General features: G+C 43.1%; 17 protein-coding genes and 1 pseudogene. 6 read left to right on the forward strand and 12 right to left on the reverse strand.

The genetic code is table 11. From position 1 onward, the window contains the following. Positions 1-3 precede the first annotated feature (3 nt). Positions 4-1503 (reverse strand): DNA polymerase Y family protein, encoded by a 1500-nt coding sequence (locus tag GVN16_RS09975; protein WP_166563737.1) that lies wholly within the window; start codon positions 1501-1503, stop codon positions 4-6. Next, positions 1500-2252: an ImuA family protein gene (locus GVN16_RS09980; protein WP_166563738.1), complete on the reverse strand. Its 753-nt coding sequence runs from the start codon at positions 2250-2252 to the stop codon at positions 1500-1502. The genes GVN16_RS09975 and GVN16_RS09980 overlap by 4 nt, the downstream gene beginning before the upstream one ends. A 69-nt stretch (positions 2253-2321) precedes the next feature. Between GVN16_RS09980 and GVN16_RS09985 the strand changes: the two genes are divergently transcribed. Continuing rightward, positions 2322-3131 carry a helix-turn-helix domain-containing protein gene (locus GVN16_RS09985; protein ID WP_166563739.1) on the forward strand — a complete coding sequence of 270 codons (810 nt, stop codon included), beginning with the start codon at positions 2322-2324 and terminating at the stop codon, positions 3129-3131. A 504-nt stretch (positions 3132-3635) separates the two neighbouring features. Here the strand turns inward: GVN16_RS09985 and GVN16_RS26335 are convergent. From GVN16_RS26335 to GVN16_RS10010, 5 genes and pseudogenes are all read right to left on the reverse strand, one after another. Continuing rightward, complete coding sequence (locus tag GVN16_RS26335; RefSeq protein WP_205748828.1) at positions 3636-3986, reverse strand: RHS repeat-associated core domain-containing protein; 351 nt, start codon at positions 3984-3986, stop codon at positions 3636-3638. 50 nt (positions 3987-4036) lie between these two features. Next, positions 4037-4522 (reverse strand): hypothetical protein, encoded by a 486-nt coding sequence (locus tag GVN16_RS09995; protein ID WP_166563740.1) that lies wholly within the window; start codon positions 4520-4522, stop codon positions 4037-4039. Between the two features lie 115 nt (positions 4523-4637). Further along, positions 4638-5258, reverse strand: coding sequence for a hypothetical protein (locus tag GVN16_RS10000; protein ID WP_166563741.1), 621 nt, complete (start codon positions 5256-5258; stop codon positions 4638-4640). After that, positions 5251-6045, reverse strand: a pseudogene (locus GVN16_RS10005) (RHS repeat-associated core domain-containing protein); the annotation flags it as partial. The pseudogene GVN16_RS10005 and the gene GVN16_RS10000, both read right to left, overlap by 8 nt. A 41-nt stretch (positions 6046-6086) precedes the next feature. Beyond that, entirely contained in the window at positions 6087-6581 is a 495-nt protein-coding gene (locus tag GVN16_RS10010; RefSeq protein WP_166563742.1) for a hypothetical protein, read from the reverse strand. A gap of 78 nt (positions 6582-6659) precedes the next feature. Here GVN16_RS10010 and GVN16_RS10015 point away from each other — a divergent pair, with 78 nt between their 5' ends. Continuing rightward, the gene (locus GVN16_RS10015) at positions 6660-6887 is read left to right on the forward strand and encodes a hypothetical protein (RefSeq protein ID WP_166563743.1); all 228 of its coding nucleotides are present in this window, start codon (positions 6660-6662) and stop codon (positions 6885-6887) included. 168 nt (positions 6888-7055) lie between these two features. Here GVN16_RS10015 and GVN16_RS10020 read toward each other — a convergent pair whose 3' ends face one another. The 5 genes from GVN16_RS10020 to GVN16_RS10040 all read right to left on the reverse strand — a co-directional run bounded on the left by GVN16_RS10020 (position 7056) and on the right by GVN16_RS10040 (position 10064). Beyond that, on the reverse strand, positions 7056-7622 hold the full coding sequence (locus GVN16_RS10020) for a hypothetical protein (RefSeq protein ID WP_166563744.1): 567 nt from the start codon (positions 7620-7622) through the stop codon (positions 7056-7058). A gap of 15 nt (positions 7623-7637) precedes the next feature. After that, on the reverse strand, positions 7638-8543 hold the full coding sequence (locus GVN16_RS10025) for an RHS repeat-associated core domain-containing protein (RefSeq protein WP_229244131.1): 906 nt from the start codon (positions 8541-8543) through the stop codon (positions 7638-7640). A gap of 38 nt (positions 8544-8581) precedes the next feature. Then, positions 8582-8980, reverse strand: coding sequence for a hypothetical protein (locus GVN16_RS10030; protein ID WP_166563745.1), 399 nt, complete (start codon positions 8978-8980; stop codon positions 8582-8584). 257 nt (positions 8981-9237) lie between these two features. Then, positions 9238-9708, reverse strand: coding sequence for a hypothetical protein (locus GVN16_RS10035; RefSeq protein ID WP_166563746.1), 471 nt, complete (start codon positions 9706-9708; stop codon positions 9238-9240). A 35-nt stretch (positions 9709-9743) separates the two neighbouring features. Further along, positions 9744-10064: an RNA polymerase sigma factor gene (locus GVN16_RS10040; protein WP_166563747.1), complete on the reverse strand. Its 321-nt coding sequence runs from the start codon at positions 10062-10064 to the stop codon at positions 9744-9746. Positions 10065-10293: 229 nt separating this feature from the next. Between GVN16_RS10040 and GVN16_RS10045 the strand changes: the two genes are divergently transcribed. From GVN16_RS10045 to GVN16_RS10060, 4 genes are all read left to right on the forward strand, one after another. After that, positions 10294-11334 (forward strand): S9 family peptidase, encoded by a 1041-nt coding sequence (locus GVN16_RS10045; protein ID WP_166563748.1) that lies wholly within the window; start codon positions 10294-10296, stop codon positions 11332-11334. 613 nt (positions 11335-11947) lie between these two features. Continuing rightward, the gene (locus tag GVN16_RS10050; protein WP_166563749.1) at positions 11948-12307 is read left to right on the forward strand and encodes a hypothetical protein; all 360 of its coding nucleotides are present in this window, start codon (positions 11948-11950) and stop codon (positions 12305-12307) included. Positions 12308-12467: 160 nt separating this feature from the next. Continuing rightward, positions 12468-14894, forward strand: coding sequence for an ABC transporter permease (locus tag GVN16_RS10055; protein WP_166563750.1), 2427 nt, complete (start codon positions 12468-12470; stop codon positions 14892-14894). 138 nt (positions 14895-15032) lie between these two features. Next, a complete protein-coding gene (locus tag GVN16_RS10060) occupies positions 15033-16541 on the forward strand; it encodes a PQQ-dependent sugar dehydrogenase (protein WP_166563751.1) in 1509 nt (502 codons plus the stop codon). The last annotated feature ends 7 nt before the right edge of the window (positions 16542-16548 follow it).

Genomic DNA, 16548 nt, shown 5'->3' on the forward strand with positions numbered 1-16548 from the left:
GTTTCAGGCAAAAAAACCGTGTATAAACCATTCCGGCACGTGGGTTTCATAATGACCGGACCTGAACAGCCAGTAACGCTTTCCATCCTCATCCTCTACGCAGTAATAATCCCTTTGCAGTCCTTTTTCAATCCACCATTCCCTTTCAATCCTTTCGGGCCCATCCGCCTTTTTAATGTTGTGTACCACGTTTTTATAGACAAACAGCATAGGCGGGTAATCAGGTAATGGCACAGACACTTTGATAGGCTCTGGTCTGGGTAATACATAGATGGGCCTGTTTAATCCTTCCGGCCAGGGTATAGCGGGCTGGTCCGATAAGGAGGCTGCCGCTACATAAGACCGCTCCGGCCAGTGGTGTTCGGCGGGCAGGTAACGCCTGATCGCGTCTTGTCCCAGACGGCCGGCAATGGTATCGAGCAGCTGGTCAAGGACTTCATTCTGCTGATCGCCGGCGTCGAGCCACAGCCGCTCCTGTTGCACGTCCAATGGTTCTACCACGGGTGCTTCCATGACAAACAGCTCTATGCCAAGACCGGGGGCTATGGTCGCTATTTTGTTTTCAAACAGCTTGAATAAGTGGGCCGTGTTGCGGACCGGCCGGATGGTTCCGACCTCAATTTGCCGAACTTCGTTATCGATACGGTAGCACTTGAGCACCGCCTGACGCAAACCTTTTTTCTCCCTGAGCAGATGTTGACATAAGGGCTCGAGCAATCGCCTGATGGCTATTTCAATCGCTTTGGCGGTGCGTACAGGCTCCAGACACTCCAGCCGCTCCTGGAAAACAGGGTCAGGTATTACCGGGGTAATGTGCTCCGGAAGGTCCCCGGAAGCCTGGCCTAAGCGGGCGATAAGTTCTGTTCCGAAACGCCTTTTCAGAGCGGGCTGGGGGATGTGTGCCAGGCTGCCGATATGATGCAGGCCCAGCTTATGCAGGCGGTCTATGAGGGGATCTGTTAACCGCAAAGACGATACCGGTAAAGAGGATAAAGCCTCTGTTTGTCTGCCGCTTGCGGCTATGGATCCGTTTTTCCCGTAGCGGCTCAGGGCCCAGACCGTGCCTATGGTGTCTGCAATAGCGATCCGGTTGTGATAGCCCAGTTTACTTATCCTCCGGGCAATTTCTTTCAGATAGGACTCTTCGCCACCCCAAAGGTGGGCACAGCCGCTGATGTCAAGCACAAGCCCGTCGGGGAGATCAACAGCCGCAATGGGCGTAAAACGCATACACCATTCCGCCAGACCCCTCAGCAAGGTGGCGGGTAATTCAGGATCATGGTCTATGGCTAAGAGGTCGGGGTGCACTGCCCGGGCATCAGCCAGTATCATACCGGTTTTGATGCCACTGGCTACAGCAGCAGTGCTGGCTGATTGGATGACCAGACGGCCACGCTCGGGAAGACTGGTCACAAAAACCTGCCCCCGGAGTTCCGGTTGCCGGCTGATGAGCCTGTCGGGAACCAGGTACGGGAACCATATTGCTGCGTACCGCCTCATCATGCCCTGGCTGCTTTTGGGTAAATAAATATTTCCTTTGCCGGGCCGGATTGCTGCAACTGGGTGCTTAACTCGAAATGATCAATAGCCCAGTCGATGATCCATGTTCCCGGCCTTCCGTTACGCACCTTTAAAAGATTGACCTGCCAGCGTGGAGCACCCATGCCCGGTAAATCGCCGGTTTCACTGCTCAATGGCTTTATCTGCCAGCGGGCCACACAGGCGGTATGTCCGGTGTTCCCGGGCAGATACCGGTGCAAAAGGCCGGTTACCCTGCTTTGCTCCACGGCCAGCTGAAGACGGCGAGAAGCGGTAAGGTCAAGGTCCGGCACATCGGCAATGACCGCTGCAAGACCCCGGCACTTTAGTGCCTGTTCGGTGGTCCACAGCAGGTCCCTGTCTTTATCCGGATGAATAAAAATAACCTGGTCGGGTGGCAAGCCAAAGGCAAATAAGGCAGGGGCAAACAGCCGTCGGTGGCGGCTGACCCAGATACAAGGGCCTTTCTGTTTTGTCATATGACCCAGCAGTGCAGTAATAAAACCCGCTGTTGCTGCGGCACTTTCCATATCGGGACTGATAAACTCATGAATGCATCCTGTGGGAAAGGTCTGATCAGGAAAAGCGGATGCCAGTGCAGGTAAACCCATGTCCAGTTTGGGTTCATAAGCCTGGCGTTGTAAACCCTCTGCCGCTAGAATTTCTCTCCGCAAACGGTCCATCACTTCTTTTTTTATCGCTTCCTGTATCATGGTATCAATCAATTGTTTATCTTTGTCACTAATAATGACAAAAAGTATGTCATCAATAATAGCAATAAAATGGAAACTTCAAAACTTTTTTTTCACAGCAATATCCGTTTCCTGAGAGAACGCAGGCGGCTGAGCCAGGAAGATTTTGCGGCTTTGCTGGGTTTAAAGCGTACCAAGCTGACGGCCCTGGAGTCCGGACAGACCCGGAACCCGACGGCGGAGGACCTGATCCGGTTTTCAGAAAAATTCAGGATCAGCATCGACAGCCTGATGAAAGTCGATCTGTCGAAGCTGACAGAACTGAAACTGAGGGAGCTGGAAGCCGGGAATGATGTGTACATGACCGGCTCTGCCATGAGGGTGCTGGCTATTTCCACGGATAAGTACAACAACGAGAATGTGGAATATGTACCGGCGACAACAAAAATGGGATATGCTTCCGGAGGATATGCCGACCCGGTGTTTATCGAAAAACTACCGAAGTATAATCTGCCGAACCTGCCGAAAAACGGAACGTACAGGACCTTTCCCGGAGAAGGCGATTCCATGCTGCCTATTCCGGATGGAAGCGACATCACCGGTAAATTTATCCAGGATTGGAAAGCCATCAAGCCCAAAACCCCTGCCATTGTGATTTTGAAGGGAGAACAGAATTTTGTATTTAAACTGATCACCATCCATCATGAAGAGGGCACCATATTGTTCGAATCCCTGAACCCGGTATTTGTGCCTTATGTGCTGGAGGTATCAGAGGTGGTAGAGATATGGGGATATTACTGCTTTACCAGCAGGAAAATTCCGGAGGTCGTGCAGGACCTGCAGGAGATAAAAACAATGATACAGGATTTGAGGAAGGATATGATTAGCGGGAAGAAATAAACGGATTTCTGTTTTTTTTAATGAGGACTTCGTTTTTTGAGATTAATAATCGTCTAAAAGTTCTTTCATATAGCCATCGCAGACAATAATAATGTTACTAAATCGGTTAAGTATTGTTTTCAAGCTTATATAAAGTTTACGATATTAAGTAAAAAAACTAAGCCTAAAATTGGCACTATGAGTTTATGATAATCTTTCATTCAGTTACAAATGCTAATAGCAAGGAAATAATTGATAATACAATAAATATAATAATTAAGCCAATCGATTTTATATATAAATGCAATCCATATATATTTATTTTTTTAAGATCGTACTTTTTCAAGTAGCTCGCCAGCCAATTTCTGTGCCACTTAAATGCTATATATGCTAATATAGCAAAAATTGTAGAATAGATAATCTTATCAGTATGCATTATATTTGGTTGCTACGTTAGCCTTTTTTCTTTTTTTGTTCTTCTTCGCTTTTCTTCCATTCTGTCTTGAGCAGCCTTTGCTACTTTAGTCATGTCGGGGGTTGGGTCAGGCACTGCTCTTTTAATGGTACATTAGAAGATACCGACTTTTTTAAATCATTATATGAAGAAGAAATCATTTTCTTCATTTGACTTAAATCTGACCTAGGATACAATCCATCGTCATCAATAAATCGAATGAGATTATCAAAAGCATAGTTGTAAGGTGAATGCCTTCTCATTTGATCATTCAACGGATCTACCACATTCCATCTACCAATCGAAGGATCATAGATCTTGACCCTATAATCGCTCCAACCCAGGTCTATTTCAGCAATGTATAGGAATCTTTTGGTTAGTCCTTTATGGATTTTTGATTCTGCTGCACTTGCAAAGCTCAATATGGCTATCTTCTTCCGTATCTGACTCCCAAATTGGCCATTTAATTTTATTAGGATTTATCGATATTTTTTAACTGGATGTCATAGGTATTTGGGTTATCGACATTTTCATCATTATAGTTAATAGTAAAATAATATCTATAACTACTATCCAATATAAAACAAGTGTTTTGGATGTCTTCTTTTGCGATGTTTAAAGTAGTTTCCAATCCACGTTTGGTATCGACAACAAACATTCCACAATATTGAAAATCGTCTGTGAAAATATAACTTTTATCATTAGTGCTTAATTCTAAATAGACTTTTCTGATTAAATCTGAATCAATAAAAAAGCTCTTATCATCCAATAATTCGGTCTCTCTATCGACGTCGTTAAAGCTATTTTTTAATACCTCAATTACTCTATCAGATTCATCTAAATTCAGATATTTAAGTTCTAATATATTTAAACCTGATCTTAAAAAAACATTTTTATAATCTTCTAACCGATCCTTTCCTTTATTCTTTCTGAGTAAAAAATCTAATCTGTCATTCATTGTAACATACTTTTGTACAAGTATTAGTCGACTCCTGTTATTAAGGAATTTTACTGTTTTCAATTTATTTGTCGGGTATTCAGTTCTTTCTGTATACTCTTCACCAGAATAAGCCCTACACTTTGTAATTTTCAATTAACTGATTATAGGCAGCCCTCGTTTTTTTACTGAAATTAAGCATTTTGTTTAAGTCTGCAACATGATCTTCAATTGAGCTGATTATATAATTATCTTCTTGGTTGAAACATTCCTCAAAGGTATTCTTTACATCAACGTCGGTAAAACCTACAATTGCTATTTCCCATTCCCGGGATCCGAGAACCACCCAGTTCTTGGCATTTGAAAATATCGCCAGTTCATTTGAATTTACATTCAGTGCATCAGCGGGACTTCCTCCCGGGTCAGAATCCATTATGTTTACAAAGTCGTTATATGACATATCTACTCCGACTTTAACCACGCTAAATTTCCGGAAATGGTGATAAAAATATGTTTCAGGATTGGGATCCAAAACATAAAATACAAAATGAGGAAGTTCACATTTTGTTATAAACTTCCTGAAAGCTTCAAATATGTTTTCATTAAATATAATGTCAAATTCAATTCCAATGAAATATTTAAAAACCGGTTTGAAGGGATTCTTTTCGAATGGAATATCTTCTTCAATCATCTTGGAAAGCCTGGACTTTAAAATATTAAATTCTTCCGTTTGCGTGATTAAATTTTCTTTAGTCATTTTCACCTTTTTTTAATCGTATTTTTAAATCAATTTGTTTGCTTCCTGATTTTGTATAATCTGCCGATGGCCCGTCATGAGATTTGGATGTTTCTCTTGTAACATACTTTTTCCCATCTTTTGTATATATAGTTCCTTTTCCATCTTTTGTTACAGTTTTATTATAACCTGATTCCTCAAGGCTCTTTTCAAAATCCTGTTTAGTTACATCTGTTTGCTTATTTTTTACTGCAACTTTGCTACCCTTAACCTCCTCATACTTTGATGCCTTTTTTGTAACATTCTCAATTTTTTTTATTGATTTTTTTGCATCTCCCGCATTATCAACAATGCCGATGACTGCTTTTCCGGCTTTATAGACATCCTTAGCATCATTTATGCTGACCGGTAAAGCTTCAGACAACAAACTAGCTCCGGCAATTACCCTATCTAATCCACTAGCTTTACTGTCAGTGACGGTTTTAAAGTCATCAATAAGATCACTTGCCGCATCAGCCCATGTTGCCCCTTTCTTCAGGCTACTTACTCCTTCTTTCGCAACTTTAGCTCCAATTTTGACAGCTGCTTTTGCGGCCTTCGTCCAGACACTTTGTCCATCAGGATCGACATTGTTTACAGGATCACTGAGTGTATAGTTGTATGGAGTCCATTCATCATAATCCTCAGCCAACGGATCCACCACATTCCATCTGCCAATCGAAGGGTCATACATCCTGGCTCCATAATCACTCCAGCCCAAATCCATATCGGCTATTTTCTCTTTGCCGTTGTATTGGAAGCGGTTGGTTAATCCTTTAGGGAACTGAGACTCTGATGCATTTCCAAAGCTTAAGCCCCATGGGTCATAGACTGGGCGTCCCCATGGTTTTCCTGAACAATCATGACAGAATCTATTCCTGCAGCTTCCCCGGTCAGGATATTCCCGTCTTCACCACGCTTAGGATCACCACACCGGCAGCTCACCCTGGTGTTACCAAGGTGGTCTCTCAGTGAATATTCGTATCTGAATTTGTCCCCTTTAATTGAATCCGGTATTGTTTCCAGGATTTTGTGTGTCAGAAGTAATCTGCCTTCGGGTGCTGAGACAAAGTCCAGGCTCTTGGTCCCGTTCTCCTGCACATACACCATACCACCCATGTAATCATAGGCTTTCTTCAGGGTAGTGCCGTCATTTTCAAAGAGCTCCATCCTTATTTTGGCTGCCCCGGCATAATAATGCCTGATCATGCCGCTGTCTGTCCTGGCTATTTCAGCCGGCAGGTTCAGGTGGTTATACTGTAAAGTTAAGTCTTTATTTTTATCCTGCGTTAGATTACCCGCCAAATCATATTCATAATCTACGGCGTTGTTTTTATCCTTAAAGAGTTGGTTGACGTCTCCACTATCTACAATCTTCGTTAATTGATTGGCATTGATTTTAAGAGTTTTCAGGCAGAAGGCGTCATGAAAGAGCGGGATAAAAGTCGCTGGGTCATTGAAAAGAATCTTGAGGATGAAGTCCAGAAAATAAAACTGGAAAAGCTGAAACTGGAAAGCATGATTAATATCGCAAAGGAGGTGAAATTAAATGGGATTGATATCCAGTTGATTTCTAAAATTATTGGACTTGAGCCTGATGATATCAGATAAAATTGGGAAACGTAAAACACTATTATTCCCATCGGGCTACGCAACCCCTTCAGAAGTTGTAGCAATTCCAACTCATGTTAAGTAACGGCTTTTCAATCTTGAGCTTTTTGTCGTATTACCGTTTCAAGATGCGGTCAATTTAAAATATCTAAAATTAAATAATAAAATTTAGGCAATTATATTTCCTTCCCAATCTGTCTTATTAGGAGTGTGTAATTCGTGCCATCTTTTTACAGACGAATTGATGTTGTACATGTCTTTTTCTATCAGATCGCTTAGCTTTTTTATTTCCTTTTCAAAACCTCTTTTTGTAAAATAACGTCTGATTTTATGTTCGGGCATAAAGTTAACATAAAATATAGGAGGGCCATTGTAATCGTCATTTCTTAAACGCATATTAGTGCTACTGTTTGGCGGAATGCCAAATCTGATATCTTCCAAATTTCTTAATTCTTCTAAAGACTTTACTGGTGGTTCTATCTTGAAAATATTCAAAAAAACTTTTATATATCTATCTCCTTTCACAATTATAATTTCTACAAATTCTAAATGATCATGACTTAGCCTACATAAGGTGTAGGAATAACCTTTAATGTTTCTATCATATTCCCCATACCAAGATGTTTTGTAGGGAGATCTTCTAAAATTACTCCTTTCAAGGACAGGTATTACAACATCTTTAACTATTTTATTTCTAATTGATAATAACTCTTTGTCTGATACTTTGTAAAACATATTCAATTTATCTTTTTAATTTCTCTGAGCACCAACACCGGCCCCGGCTCCAACAATTGCCGCCTTACTTGCATTCCCCAAATCTTTACTTGTAGTTCTATCCAATTTTACCTTATGGCCCATCTTAATAGCAGCTTTCTGATTTGGTGTGTAACCTGATTTGTTAAATTTACTTTCAACCGTTATTCTAGTTATTCTGTGCTCCATTTGATGGTCAAACACAGCTTTCGAGCTCTTCCCCGTTGCGGTTTTCCCTCCAGTTTTAACAGTTTCAGTTCCAAGCCTTTTATAACCCATTGCCCCATACTTTATTTTTGTTACAGCTTCTCCAATTTTACCTTTAACGGCATTTGAAAGATTGTTGGTAGCATTTTCCACTAAATTTCCAACGACTTTTCCTCCTGCCCCGAGTACTGATCCAACCGATGCATCAACAACAGCATCTGTCATTGTTGTTTCTTTACCTTGAATATATCTATTGGCAGTACCCCCAACCACATTTGCCCCACCTGAAACAGCTGCGGTAGTTAATAGACTAGCCCCTCCTGTAAATCCTGCTGCTCCACCAGTAATAGCACCCTGTAAAGCCGCCCCTCCAACAGCATTCCAGTCGTCAATTTTTCCTTTATTATACAATTGCTTCCCTGCCTCAATTCCTCCCCCAAATATTGCTCCGACACCAGCACCGATTGCGGCCAAACCGCAATTTGGACATCTACCATCAGGATCATCTAAATTAACAGGATTATCCCAAAAAGAATTGTAAGGAGTTAATTGTATTTGTTCAGGTTCATCAGCCAACGGATCCACGACATTCCATCTGCCAATACTCGGATCATACATCCTGGCCCCATAATCATTCCAGCCCAGGTCCATATCAGCAATTTTTTCTTTGCCGTTGTATTGGTAGCGGTTCGTCAGGCCTTTAGGAGTTTGCGATTCGTTGGTACTACCAAAGCTTAAGCCCCATGGATCATAGACTGGGCGTCCCCATGGTTTTCCTGAACAATCATGACAGAATCTATTCCCGCAGCTTCCCCAGTCAGGATATTCCCGTCTTCCCCACGCTTAGGATCACCACACCGGCAGCTTACCCTGGTATTACCCAGATGATCTCTCAGTGAATATTCGTATCTGAATTTATCCCCTTTGACTGAATCCGGTAATGTTTCCAGGATTTTGTGTGTCAGAAGTAATCTGCCTTCAGGTGCTGACACAAAGTCCAGGCTCTTGGTCCCGTTCTCCTGCACATACACCATACCACCCATGTAATCATAGGCTTTCTTCACGGTAGTGCCGTCATTTTCAAAGAGCTCCATCCTAATTTTGGCTGCCCCGGCATAATAATGCCTGATCATGCCGCTGTCTGTCCTGGCTATTTCAGCCGGCAGGTTCAGGTGATTGTACTATAGAATAAACCAATACATGAACTTAATAAAGGTGAAATTTTTGAAGTTATTTGATCAGAATTACCCAATCATTAATTATCTATATCAATTTAATATTTTAGTCTTAAAGGTTAATATGTTTTGATTTAAATATTATGAAAAAATCCAGTCTCCATTTTATGCAACCTTAAGACTATAAAATTTATTTAGGGGAGTCCTACCTCCGGTTAATCAAAACAATAAAAATATACTGATCCGGTGATCCCCGAAAGATAAACTTCACACCGGCCAGTTGTCCAAATTCTGGAGCTGTACCCTTCATCGCCTACATGAGTTTCTATGTCCACATCTGAAGTAGCGTAAAGCTGATCAAAAAGCTTAATAAGATCGGTTAAGCCGGAACTCTCTAATTTAACGGTTATTTTGCGAATCTCATTGTCCTCAGTTAATCCGATATAAATGCATTTGATCCCTTGCACCGGAAGTTGATATTTAGCTAAATCGACTTTTAGGTAAGAACTTATTTTTTTATCATGATGAATCATAGACGCACCTTGAAGTTCAACCAATCCTTCTATCGTTGAAGTATCAATACGGTATAGACTTTTAAGGGCTTCAACCGATATTATGTTTCCTATAGGAAAACGGTCGAGCCCTCGTTCACAAAAGATAAGATTCTGTGCATACGGATTATTCATAATTGACATAAAACCCAGCGTAAATATAGTATGTATTAGTTGCATCCGAACATTAACCCACCCAAAGTAACCATGTCATAGTTCGCCGTTGTTATATTGTGGGACTTAGCCCCTGAATTTCCGGTATTTGCTTTACCAAGACAAAGAGGCATAACGGTATTCAAGGCTACTTTATAAATCCAGGTACTGACCTTTGACGCACCCCGAAACGTAGGAAAAGAACGCCAGAGTTGTAAAATGACGTCTTGCCTCGCATCTTTGAAATCATCAGGTTTAGGGAAATAAGTATTACAGATACTGTTGATGATCCCGGTATGGTGCTTTATAATCAGTATGAAATCCTTTTCAATAGACATAATTGGTAAAAGTTTCAAGGTCATTTTTATGATTAGTATGCGGATGACCCGGATTTGTCACAGGTTTGTTGTTTTTATTTTAGCGGGGTGTATTCCTTTCCCCGAAAACTTCCACTCACGTTAAAAAATGTTAATCAACGAAGTGATTCCCCATTTAAAATGCAACAATACCTTTCCGGCAAATGTCTTTAAATGGCAATATAATTCAAATGCATTTCCCAGCCTTTTTATGAGAATATTAATACTGTTAGTTGGTCTGCTGATACTGAAAAACACCACCACAGCTCAGTCTGTTACGCCCGGGGCCTATGGCCTGAAGGAATTTTCAGTTCATGATAAAAAATTAGGACTGGTCCAATTTTATGTTGATACGGTAAATATACACCGGAAAGCTCCTTTGTTTATTGAAGTGAACGGGAGTGGGGGCCTTCCCCTGTGCCTCTATGTAAAGGGAAATAAATTCGTCACCACGCCCACTACATTTAATCAGGAATTGTTCAGCAAGACCAGGGATAAGTATCATTATGTCATCCTGGGTAAACCGGGCACTTCTTTTTGCGATACATTGAATCTTAATGTAAGTGTTAAAGAATACCAGGAGAATCCGTCGCAGGTGTTGTTCGCCCATCAACCTTCTGAGGAATATACCCGGAGGCTCAGTCTGGAATGGCGTGTGGAAGCCACACGCCTGGCTATCAATTATCTGATTAGCCATGGTTTCTGGGATAAAACCAAAATTGCAGCCTTTGGTTATTCCGAAGGCGGGCAGGTGGTCCCTACGCTGGCGGTTCAGGAAAAGCGGGTTACGCATATTGCACCGGTTGTCGGAAGCGGGCTGAACCAGCTTTACGACGGTATCATGAAGTGGCGTATCAAAGCCGCCAAAGGTGAACTAAGCCAGCAGCAGGCCCAGGACAGTGTGGAAGTGGCCTTCAGCCGCATTGCTGACATTTATAAAAATCCCACGGCCACCGACAAAGAAACAGGTGGACATGCTTACCTGCGTTGGGCGAGTTTCGGCACGACCGTCCCTTTCGAGCAATTACGTAAATTGTCGATACCCATCTACATGGTTGCTGCCAGTCAGGACGACAGTTCGCCCATTTACGGCCTCGACTATCTCCGGCTTGAATTTTTACGTCTGGGCAAAACCAATTTAGTGTATGATACATGCGTAGGCTGCAATCACTACCTGTCTGCTCCCGGCGGAGGGAATACTACAGGACCGACCTATATTGATAAGATTCTGAGGTGGGTTGAGGGGAGGTAGGAATATCCTGTATGGCACTGATAAGATACCTTAGTCTTCAGGTATTGTTACGGTTTTCGCTGCGATCGTTCCTTTTTCGCTCTGGTGCCTTATCAATCCGTTTCTTTTGAAATTATTAAATATTTTTGTAGAGATCTTATTAAATGCTGCTGTGGTGATCTTATTAAACGTTGTTGTGGTAAAATTATTGAACATTGTTGAGTATACCAGGCAAAAGTAAAAAATTCACGCGATACTGCCTTCATTCAGCATCTGTTTTACCAATCCGACTTTTTTAGTGATCGAAGTGTTGCTTTTACTTTATACCCGTTATTGAGTATAGTAATGATGCAATAAGAAGCTATAAACCTGGATTCCCCGGTTACTAATACAGTTTCTTTGTTTTCATTTTTTTCAAAAGTCCAGAGTGGTTGACAGTGATTGACTTTGGGTAACCAATTTATAAGTCTTATGAATATGAAAGGTTACTTCTATCAATGCATTCTGTATTTTTCTTGATTCACGTTCTGTTAGCAGATTTTGAATAATTTTATATTATAATGAATAAATGCCTAAAAGCCGACTAATTTGCAGATAAATTGCCTAATCAGTTAAATATAAATAAACTTCTGTTATGATTTTAATCCTGTCATTTATGTCGCTTTCTGTTTTCGCTTTAATTTCTTTGGCATTTATTGGAGGTCATTATAACAAGAAAAAATATATGTCACATATTGAAAGAAAGCTTGCCTTATTGGGGTTTAAATTACTTACAATTGATTCGGTTTCTCAAATCAATATTCTGGAAGAGAGCAATTCTGGCTTATTTAATTTGTCTTATGGTTCTTCTTTGATTTTTAAGCTATACAAGAAAATTACATTTAAAAGTTTGCAAGAACAGAACCTTACGGGTTTTGTTGAAATAAGAATTCTATTTTTTATGCTTCTGTCAGTCAAGTTGTTTGATGAAGAAATGAAGCCATTGACTCTTTGATCTAGTAACATCGATTTTCGTTTTCTTTCTACTTTCGATTCACCCCATTTTCCCCCACATTCATCCCATTTTTTCATTCCGCTTTAACCCCCTTTCTATTATTGTAACAGGAAACTATGGCATAAACTGTATTTGTGTAAAGCCCCAACCTGTATACACCATGATAGCGAACTACATCAAAACATCAAAACGGAACCTCTTACGCAATAAGTTGTTCTCCACCATCAATATCGTCGGCCTGGCCATCAGTATGTCTGTCGGCTTGCTGCTTATTGCGTTTGTGCTCGACCTGCGGTCGTACGACAGATTCAATGAAAACGGGGACAGGATCTACCGCATCACCAATGTGGTGACGGAGAACCGGGAGCAGAGCAGGAAATTCGGCACCACTTCCATCAAAACCGGGAAGCTGATCCGTGAAAAAGTAAAGGGTGTGGAAGAAGTAGCCATTTTACGCAACGATTTTTCGCAGGACGCAAAAGTGGGTGACAATACTTTCCCGCTCAAGGGTTATTTTGCGGAATCTTCTTTGTTCAGGGTCTTTACTTTACCGATGCTGGAAGGCAATCCCGCCACTGCCCTGAAAGATCCTTATTCGGTCGTTCTCACCGAGACGGCAGCAAAAAAACTGTTCGGCGAGCAGCCTGCAGTGGGGAAGGTTATTAATTTCAATGCCCTCGACTACCAGGTGACCGGTGTCATGAAAGACGTTCCTTTCTTTTCACACGTCAGTTTTGAGGCCTTGGTTTCACTGTCGACGGCTGAGCAACTCAATAAAAACAACCGGAACTTCGACAACTGGACAAGCATGTCGTCCAGTTATGTATACATCCTGTTGCCGGAGAAATCTGATGTGGACGCCATCTATACGCAGCTGAATGCCATTGCAAAAGAAGAAAACCTGGCGGAAGAAAATACAAAAATACAGTTGGAGTTGCTGCCTTTGTATGAGATCGTCGTCGGGGAAACGCTCAATAGCTCAGAAGGCGGACCCGGCTCCGTGGGGCCCCATATGTCTCCGGTGATGCTCTGGATACTCGGCGGGCTGGCCCTCGTGGTGATACTGTCTGCCTGTTTTAATTATACCAATCTTTCGATGGCACGGGCCATGCACCGTTTTAAGGAAGTGGGTGTCCGCAAGGCTGTGGGTGCCGGAAAGAGCCATGTCTGGCTGCAGTTTCTGACGGAGGCGGTCATGATTTCCCTGTCGGCCCTTGTGCTCTCCTTTTTCCTGTTCCTGGTATTGAGGCCGATGCTGATCAACCTTGCTCCGGAAATGCAGCACACCGTAAAGCTCGGGCTTACCCTGCCCGGAATTGTGGCTTTTATCGTTTTTTCAGTTACGGTGGGCGTTATTGCCGGTTTTATGCCGGCCCTCTTCTTTTCGAAAATCAGTGCGATCTCAGCCCTCAAAAACGTGTCTTCTGTAAAAGTATTTAAACACATCACCCTCCGGCATGCCCTGGTGGTGGTGCAATACACACTTACCCTCATCTTTATCACCGCCACCGCTGTAGGTTATGTACAGTACAAAAACATCCTGGCGTTTGACCTGGGCTACCGCACGGAAAACATCCTCAATATCCACATGGAGGGCAATAAACCCGATGTGCTCATGAAGGAATTGAGTGAGATACCCGAAGTGGCTGGCCTGTCTAAGTCGCTGATCGTTACCAGCGTTGGCAATGCCTGGGGCGGATTTATGAAGTACAGGGACTCCCGCGACTCTGCCCTGGTCATGACTAACCACATCGACGAAAACTACCTGCCGTTGCATCAGTATAAACTCATTGCGGGCAGTAATTTTATGACACGGCCCACCACTCCCGAAGCCGTCAGCGAGGTGATCGTCAACGAGCAATTCCTAAAACGGTTTAACATCAGCGTGAATAACCCCGGAAAAGCCATAGGGGAGGAGGTTGTTTTCAACAGTTTCGGCATACACGACCGCAGGATGAAGATTGTCGGCGTCATGAAAGATTTTCACTACGGTAAGGTCGACAACCTCGTGGGGCCGGTCGCTTTTATGTTCTGGACACCCGGTGATGAGGCCACTGTCAATGTCAAAATACAAGGGGATGACCCTTTTGCTACCAGGGCAAAGATAGTGTCTGTCTGGAAAAAGTTTGACCGTGTCCATCCTTTCCGTGGCGAGTTTTATGACGAAGCCATCGAAGAAGCCTACAGCGAATTCTCTGTCATGATCAGGATCATCGGCTTCCTTTCTTTCTTTGCCATTTCGATCGCGTCGATGGGCTTGTTCGGTATGGTGACTTTTAGCACCGAAACGAGACTAAAGGAAATCAGCATCCGCAGGGTGATGGGAGCCGGCTCCGGCAACCTGATCTATCTTTTAAGCCGTGGTTTCCTTCTACAACTGTCGGTATCGGCACTCATTGCCCTGCCGCTGACCTACCTTTTCTTCAGGAAGTTTGTGCTGAGCAATTTCCCGTATCATACCCCGGTTCAGGCTGCCGAGATGTTCGCTGGTTTGCTGGTGGTGTTGCTGATTGCCTTCACCATGATCGGTTCCCTGACGATGAAAGCTGCGAAAACTAATTTGGTGAAGGCTTTGAAGAGTGAGTAGGTTACTGTTCAGTAGTACGGTTTTATAAATCCGTACTACTGAATTATAGTTATCAGACCTTATTCTTTAAAGTACTTTACATTTTTGAGGACCGAAATGAAATGGTTTCATTTTGATCATCAAAAAAAGACTTTAAGAATGAAAAAGGTAGTCCTGCTGGTCTGTTTAACGGCCGGTTTTTTCTCTGCATTTTCCCAAAACAACCCCACAGAAAGGCAACTCATAGAAAATACGATACAACTGTATTTTGACGGCTGGGCAACAGGCGATAGTACCAAACTCGGTAAAGCCATGCACGCTTCCTGTCATCTGAAAAATTATTCCAATGGAAAATTCACCTTGTTTTCCAGGGCTCAGTACCTCAGTTTATTCAAACCTCACGAAAGATTTCCCACGGTGAGCACCCGGATCGTCAGCATCGACATTACCAATAACATGGGCAGTGCCAAAGTGGAGATCAGTACGGCAAAGGACCTGTTTACCGATTACTTCAACCTCATGAAAACCGACGAGGGCTGGTTTATCGCCGATAAGGTATCTACCCGTACACCCCACAAAACCTTTGACCTTAATGCCATCCGTCTGGAAAAAGAAACGATTCTGGAAGGCCTTAAACGCCCCTGGAGCATGGCTTTTATCTCAGAAGACGAGGTGCTGATCTCGGAGAAAGAAGGAGATCTGGTAAAGGTAAATTTACAGAACAAGGAAAGGATCAGGATACAGGGTTTTCCTGTAGACCTGGAAGACAGCCTGGGCGGTTTCGGGGATAATACCGGTAAATTCGAGGTGTTGCTGGACCCTGATTTTAAGACCAATAAGTTCGTTTACCTGTCTTACGCCGCGAAATCTGTCAAAGGAAGAACCACCAAAATCATCAGGGCCGTGCTTGAAAATATCTCCCTGCAGCAGATCAAGGTGCTTTTTACGGCGGAACCTTACACCGCAGAGCGGGTACATTACGGCGGCGGCATGCTTTTCGGGAACGACGGCAAACTTTATTTCACTATCGGCGAGCGGCTGTTTAACGAAAAAGACGAACCGGCCCTTCCGATAGCCCAGAACGTGGAGGATAAAAGAGGAAAGATTTACCGGATAAACTCTGACGGGAGCATCCCGAAAGACAATCCTGATTTCGGCCCAAAAGCTACACCCGGTTTGTATGCCATGGGCATCAGGGCGGCACAGGGCCTGACACTGGAACCCGGTACGCAGAAAATATGGTTCAGCGAACACGGTACCCACCAGGGCGACGAAATTAACGTCCTGAAAGCCGGGTCTAATTATGGCTGGCCGATGAAAACAACCGGGAAATACCGTTTTGCTGAGTTTGCTCCCCAGGCCATTCCCGGCAATGTGTACACTGATCCCGTCTGGTCATGGTTACAAACGGTAGCTCCCACAGGATTGCATTTTTACCGGGGCAGGGAGTTTGCGGCCTGGGATCATAACTTACTTGTGGGCGGTTTGTCAAAGGGAAGTTTGTGGCGGTTGACCGTTGAAAACGAAACCATAAAAAGTGCCGAAGAATTGTTTGCAGACGCCCGGGTAAGGATCCGGAAAGTGGTGCAAAGTCCGGCAGGGAAGTTGTTTATTTTGACTGATGAAGTGAACGGAAAACTGGTCAGGATAAAAAACGGGGCTTTGTAAGTAAGAG

The organism is Emticicia sp. CRIBPO (assembly GCF_009905725.1).
In the GTDB taxonomy this organism is placed as follows: Bacteria; Bacteroidota; Bacteroidia; order Cytophagales; family Spirosomataceae; genus Leadbetterella.